This is a genomic window from Polaromonas sp. CF318, assembly GCF_000282655.1.
Lineage (GTDB): Bacteria > Pseudomonadota > Gammaproteobacteria > Burkholderiales > Burkholderiaceae_C > Polaromonas.
Genome location: NZ_AKIV01000030.1, coordinates 1 through 6,125, shown reverse-complemented (window position 1 = coordinate 6,125; position 6,125 = coordinate 1). Strand labels below are relative to the sequence as shown.

General features: G+C 64.3%; 5 protein-coding genes. All 5 read left to right on the top strand.

The genetic code is table 11. From position 1 onward, the window contains the following. Positions 1-240 precede the first annotated feature (240 nt). The 5 genes from PMI15_RS04220 (at position 241) to PMI15_RS04200 (ending at position 5,971) form a co-directional block, all read left to right on the top strand. Positions 241-1,233: a tripartite tricarboxylate transporter substrate binding protein gene (locus PMI15_RS04220; RefSeq protein ID WP_007864156.1), complete on the top strand. Its 993-nt coding sequence runs from the start codon at positions 241-243 to the stop codon at positions 1,231-1,233. Positions 1,234-1,257: 24 nt separating this feature from the next. Next, complete coding sequence (locus PMI15_RS04215) at positions 1,258-2,790, top strand: class I adenylate-forming enzyme family protein (protein ID WP_007864154.1); 1,533 nt, start codon at positions 1,258-1,260, stop codon at positions 2,788-2,790. Between the two features lie 13 nt (positions 2,791-2,803). Beyond that, on the top strand, positions 2,804-3,607 hold the full coding sequence (locus tag PMI15_RS04210) for a citryl-CoA lyase (RefSeq protein WP_007864152.1): 804 nt from the start codon (positions 2,804-2,806) through the stop codon (positions 3,605-3,607). A gap of 698 nt (positions 3,608-4,305) precedes the next feature. Continuing rightward, the gene (locus PMI15_RS04205; RefSeq protein ID WP_007864134.1) at positions 4,306-4,632 is read left to right on the top strand and encodes a helix-turn-helix domain-containing protein; all 327 of its coding nucleotides are present in this window, start codon (positions 4,306-4,308) and stop codon (positions 4,630-4,632) included. 19 nt (positions 4,633-4,651) lie between these two features. After that, positions 4,652-5,971, top strand: a complete 1,320-nt coding sequence (locus tag PMI15_RS04200; protein ID WP_007864133.1) for a type II toxin-antitoxin system HipA family toxin — start codon at positions 4,652-4,654, stop codon at positions 5,969-5,971. Positions 5,972-6,125 lie beyond the last annotated feature (154 nt).

The window sequence follows — 6,125 nt, the reverse complement described above, 5'->3', positions numbered from 1 at the left end:
GGCCGCGCCGCAGGGTGCGGCTGCCGCCGTCATCGGCGGGTTCCATCGGTTCGGCAAGGGGCGTGGAAGGTTTTGAAGAAGAAGAACGCGGGGCCATGCAGGGGACTATAAAACGTCCGCTGGCCGGACGTTTGAATTTGTTGCCTGGCGGGGCCTGGTCAAGAATTTCCCTGTTGCCGCCAAGCCGCCCCCAGAGGCCAGGCACACGCAGCGCATACCAACAACAGGAGACACTTCTATATGAGTTTGTTCAAGACCCCATCGCGCCGGGCGGCCCTGGCCGCGCTGTTCACAGCCTTCGCCTGCACCACCCTGCCCGCCCGGGCCCAGCCCGCGGCCTGGCCCAGCAAGCCCATCAAGCTGGTCGTCGGCTATGCGGCCGGCGGCGCCACCGATGTGATTGCGCGCATTGTTGCCGTGGAGCTCGGCAAGCAGCTGGGCCAGCCCGTGCTGGTGGACAACCGCGCGGGCGCCAACAGCAATGTGGGCGCCGAGATCGTCGCGCGCGCGCCGGCCGACGGCTACACCCTGTACGTCTACACCATCGCCAACACCATCAATGCCTCGCTCTACGACAAGCTGGGCTACGACCCGCTCAAAGACTTCGAGCCCATGGGCCTGATCGCCAAGGTGCCCAACATCCTGGTGGTGAACCCGCAGCTGCCCGTCAAGACCCTGGCCGACTACGTGAACTTCGCCAAAACTTCGCCCAACGGCATCACCTTTGCCTCGTCCGGCAGCGGCTCGTCGATCCACCTCTCGGGCGAGATCTTCAAGATGGCGGCCAAGGCGCCCATGCTGCATGTGCCCTACCGCGGCAGCGCACCGGCCGTCACCGACCTGCTGGGCGGCCAGGTGCAGTCCATGTTTGACAACGCGCCCTCGGTCCTGCCGCATGTGCGCGGCGGCAAGCTCAACGCGATCGCCATCACCAGCGCCCAGCGCTCGCCGCTGCTGCCCGAGGTGCCCACGGTGGCCGAGTCGGGCTTCCCGGGTTTTGACGTGCAGTCCTGGTTCGGCATCGCCGGGCCGGCCGGCACGCCGCAAGCCGTGGTGCAGCGCGTGAACAGCGAGCTCGTCAAGCTGCTGGCCCTGCCCGAGGTGCGCCAGCGCCTGCTCAACCTCGCAGCCACGCCCGAGCCCGGCACGCCCGCGCAGATGCGCAGCTGGACACTCTCGGAAGCCAAACGCTGGCGCGAGGTGGTCAAGCAGTCCGGCGCGCGCGCTGAATAACAACCAGGGAAAGGGAAGCACCGCATGAACCCGATTGATTTTTTCTGGCGCGCCGCCGAACGCTGGCCCGAGCGCATCGCGATCGACGCGCTCGAAGGCACGCTGCGCTACGACGCGCTGGCCGCCTGGGTCTCGGCCTTTGCCGCCGCATTGGTAGAGATAGACCCGCTGCCGCAAAGCCGTGTCGCGATCTGCGCCGGCAACAGCAGCGAGCACATCGCCGCGCTGCTGGCCGTGCTGGCCTGCGGCAAGACCTGGGTGCCGCTCAACCCCAAAAGCACCGCCCCTGAAATCCGCCGCATCATTGACGCCACCGAGCCGTCCATCATCATCCTGGACGCCGAGTGCGTGCCCCTGCTCGAAGGCGCGCCCGGCCGGCGCATTTATTGCGGCGTGGCCGGCAATGACGGCGCCCCCAGCCTGGCCGCGCTGAGCGCGCGCCACGCGGGCGCTCAGCGCCCCAGCTTCATATTGCCGCCCGAGGCCACCCAGGCCATCAAGTTCACCGGCGGCACCACAGGCGCGCCCAAGGGCGTGATGCAGACCTACCGCGCCTGGATGGCCAACATCAGCAACCAGATCCATGCCTGGGGTTTTGACGAGCATGAGCGCTATGTGGTGGCCGCGCCCATCACCCACGGCACCTCGACTTACCTGCTGCCCATACTGGCCCAGGGCGGCTGCCATGTGCTGTTGGCCGGCGCGGGCGCCGAGGCCGTGCGCGCGGCCTTCCAGCACAAGGGCGGCACCGTGAGTTTTATGCCGCCCACGCTGGTCTACATGCTGATGGCCCTGCCCGGTGCATCGCGCGCCGACTTCCCGAAACTGCGCCGCCTGATCTACGGCGGCGCCCCCATGCCGCCCGAAAAAATCCGCGAAGTGCGCGACTTCTTCGGCCCGGTGCTGGGCACCACCTACGGCCAGACCGAGGCCCCGCAAATCTTGACCGTGATGCGGCCCGAGGATTTTGAGGACGAGCGCAACTGGGCCGCCGTGGGCCGCACCACCTGGTTCAGCGACGTGGCCGTCATGGCGCCCAACGGCCGGCTGCTGCCCGCGGGCGAGGTCGGCGAGGTGGTGGCGCGCGGCGATTTGCTGATGTCGGGCTACTGGCGCCTGCCCGGCCTGACGGCTGAAACCATTGTGGACGGCTGGCTGCACACCGGCGACCGCGGCCTGATTGACGAACGCGGCTACCTTTACCTCAAGGACAGGCTCAAGGACCTGGTCATCACCGGCGGCTTTAACGTCTACCCCGTGGATGTGGAGAACGCGCTGGGCCAGCACCCGGCCGTGCATGAATGCGCAGTCTTCGGCATACCGGACGACAAATGGGGCGAAGCCGTGCAGGCGGCGGTGCAACTGCGCCCCGGCTGGCAAACCAGCCAGGCCGAGCTGATCGCCTTTGTGCGCGAACGCCTGGGCCCGGTGCAGACCCCCAAACACATCCACTTCCACGACAGCCTGCCGCGCTCGCCCGTCGGCAAGGTGCTCAAAAGCGCCGTGCGCGCGCAGGCCCTGGCGCTAGCAGGTGCCACAACCGCAACGTCCCCCTGAAAGATTACTTTCCATGAGCAACAGCAGCAAACCCAGCGCCAAGCCCGTCACCAGCCTGTGCACCCATACCCTCACCAGCCTGCACTACCGCAATGCCGACCTGGTGCAAGACCTGATGGGCAAAAAGACATTCACCGAAGTGATGCTGATGCAAATCCTGAACCGCGCACCGCGCGGCGTGGACCTGCGCATCACCGACGCGGTACTGATTGTGTTGATGGAACACGGCCTCACACCCAGCGCCATCTCCACCCGCCTGGTCTATATGAGCGCCCCCGAAAACCTGCAAGGCGCCGTCGCCGCCGGCCTGCTGGCCGTGGGCAGCTCCTTCGTCGGCACCATGGAAAACTGCTCAGGCCTGCTGGACCGCATCTCCGCGGCAGCCGACCCCGAAGCCGAAGCCCTGGCCATCGCCAGCCACTACAAAAACCTCAAAAGCCCGATTCCCGGCTTCGGCCACCACCTGCACAAGCCGGTAGACCCACGCGCCTACAAGCTGCTCGACCTGGCCCGCGCCGAACCCGAACTGGCCGGCGACAAGATTCGCGCACTCGAAAAACTCTCAACCGCCGTCGATGCCGTCGCGGGCCGGCCCATCACCATCAATGCGACCGGGGCCGTCGCGGCGCTGCTGGGGGAGATCGGCGTGCCGACCGCCGTGATGCGCGGCTTTGCCGTCATTTCTCGCGCGGCCGGGCTGGTCGCGCATATCGTCGAGGAGCAGAACAGCCCCTCGGGGCGGTTTATTTGGGAGACGGTGGAGGGGGCTGTGCCGTTTGTGGCCGCAAGGGGCCAAGTGGGAACTGGTGCTGCTTAGGCATTTTGGCTAGGCGTGTGGATCTGTTGATTTCTCACTTGTTGATCTGCTGTCTCTGAGGGATCGGGGCGACACCGGCCGGTTTGCGACACGGCGCGCCAGCCGAACTCATGACAGGCCGGGAGTGGTCAACGGACATTAGCAAGAGTTCTCCTCACCATTCCCAAACAGCAACTTGGTATTGTTGGACAAGGTTAGGGAGTCTTCTGGTCATCCGTCTGATGTGCCCCACTAATTGTTGAATTGCACTGAAGTTTGACCCGAGGGGGCGCTGACGCCGCTTTTTGATTTTTATCTATCGACCTATCGCACCCCGCGTGTCGATGCCATCGATGTTCAAGGCATGGCCGGCCAAAGCATTGGCCAGTGCAATTTGTCCAGGCTCGGTGTTTGTCCATTGTGAGTGGCCAAGCCCATTGAATGGACAGGCAGAGGCTGCCCAAGCCTGACCCACAGCGCACGCCTTGGGCGGCTCCCATAAGCCATCGTGCAGCAAGGGCGCCGGCTGCCCAAAAGCCAAAGTCCAAATCTGAGTACCTTAAAATCCATTTAACAACTCATATTTAGATTTTTATTAGATTTAATAGAATATATTTAGACTTTTATTTAAAATTCTATTGATATCTATCCATCTAAGCAGATAATCACTCTTATTTGGACTTTTAAATCTTTTAAGAATCCAAATTTAGATTAATTTTATGAAACCCATCCCTTTCTCCGTTGACCGGACCCTGCAGCGCCTTGGCCAGAACATCGCGCTGGCGCGGCTGCGCCGCAACCTCTCGCAGGCGGCATTGGCGGAGCGCATAGGCACGTCGGTGAACACGGTGCGGCGCATGGAGGCGGGCCACCCGGGTACCGCGCTGCAGCACCTGGCGCGCACCCTGCAAGTGTTGGGCGGCCTGGGTGCGCTGGACCAGTTGCTGGACACGCAGCAAGACGCTGTTGGGCTGGCGCTGATGGATGAGAAACTGCCGCGCCGGGCGCGTTTGCCCAAGGCCAGGGCTGATAGCGGCGCTTTCTGAATCGCCCCAAGGAATCGCCATGGCCACCCCTCCCAAAAAAACCAAAGCCCCGGAGCCGGGCGGCAAGTCGGAGCTGGACGTCTTCATCGGGCGCGACGAACTGCCCGTAGGCAAGCTGGTTTATGTGAAGGCCGGCCAACGGGAGTTTTCGCAGTTCGCGTATGCGCCGGCATGGCTGACAGAGGCGCGCGTATTTGACATCTCGCCAGACCTGCAACGTGTGCAAGGCTTCCAGGTCCGCAAGGCGCCCGGCAAGGATGACTCCTGTTTTTTCCAGGCCCTGGCCGACACCGAGCCGGACGCATGGGGCCGCCGCGTGATCGCGCGCGCGCATGCGAAAGAGCGCAAGAGCAAGCCCGCGCTGGGCGCGCTGACGGAACTGGACTATTTATGCGCGGTGGACGACTTCAGCCGCATCGGCGCGCTGCGCCTGCGCGACGCGAAGCGCGGCTACCTGCGCGCGCCCGAAGAAGGAAAACGCGCCACACCGCCCTTGCTGGAGCTTGAAAAAATATTAAGCGCCTCGCGTGCGGTGGAGCTGAACACGGAGTCGGCCGCCGACCTCAAGTACCTGCAGGGCAAAGGCACCTCGCTGGGCGGAATGCGCCCGAAGTGCACGGTGGTGGACAGCGACGGCTGGCTGGCCATGGGCAAGTTTCCGAGTGCGCAGGACGAGCGCAGCGTCACGCGCGGCGAAGTTTTGGCCTTGCGCCTGGCGGAGAAAGCCGGCATAGACACCGCCAGGGCGCGCGTGGTGATGGTGCAGGGTGAGCCGGTGGCGCTGATCCGGCGCTTTGACCGCACCGCGGACAACGGACGGATTCCCTATATGTCGGGCGCCACCTTGCTGCAGGCCGGCCGCAACGAGGAGCGGGCCTACGCGGAAGTGGTGGACGCGATGCGCTCCAGGGTCGTTGAATTCGCGAACGACACACGGCAGCTCTGGCGCCGGCTGGTGTTCAACCTGTTGATCACCAATGTCGACGACCACTTGCAGAACATCGGCTTTCTGTATGTGGGCAAAAACCTGTGGCGCCTGGCGCCGGCGTTTGACCTGAACCCCTTCCCCGACAAGGAGCGGGAGTCCAAGACCTGGCTGAGTGAAGACACGGGCGCCATCACCTCGGTGGAGCAATTGCTGGCGCAAGCCGCGCGCTTTGAACTGACGCCCGAGGATGCGCTGCGCACCCTGGCGGAAGTGGTGGCGGCCGTCGTGCAGTGGCGGACTGTCGCCGTTTCAAGCGAGGTGAGCCTTTTGCCCCGGGAACTGGAGGACTTTGCGCCTGCGTTCGAGCATGCGGAGCTTGAAGAAGCGAAGGTTTTGATTGGCGTGGCCTGAGACCCCTCAGCCAGACACAAACGCCTTGCGCCCCTTTGCTTCCGCCGCCGCCAGTTCCTTCGCCGTCAAGACAAACTCACTATTCCCCACCAGGCGCTTGACCGCCAGGTCAATGAATGCCTTTACCCGCGTCGGCTGCGCCGTGCGGCTGCCG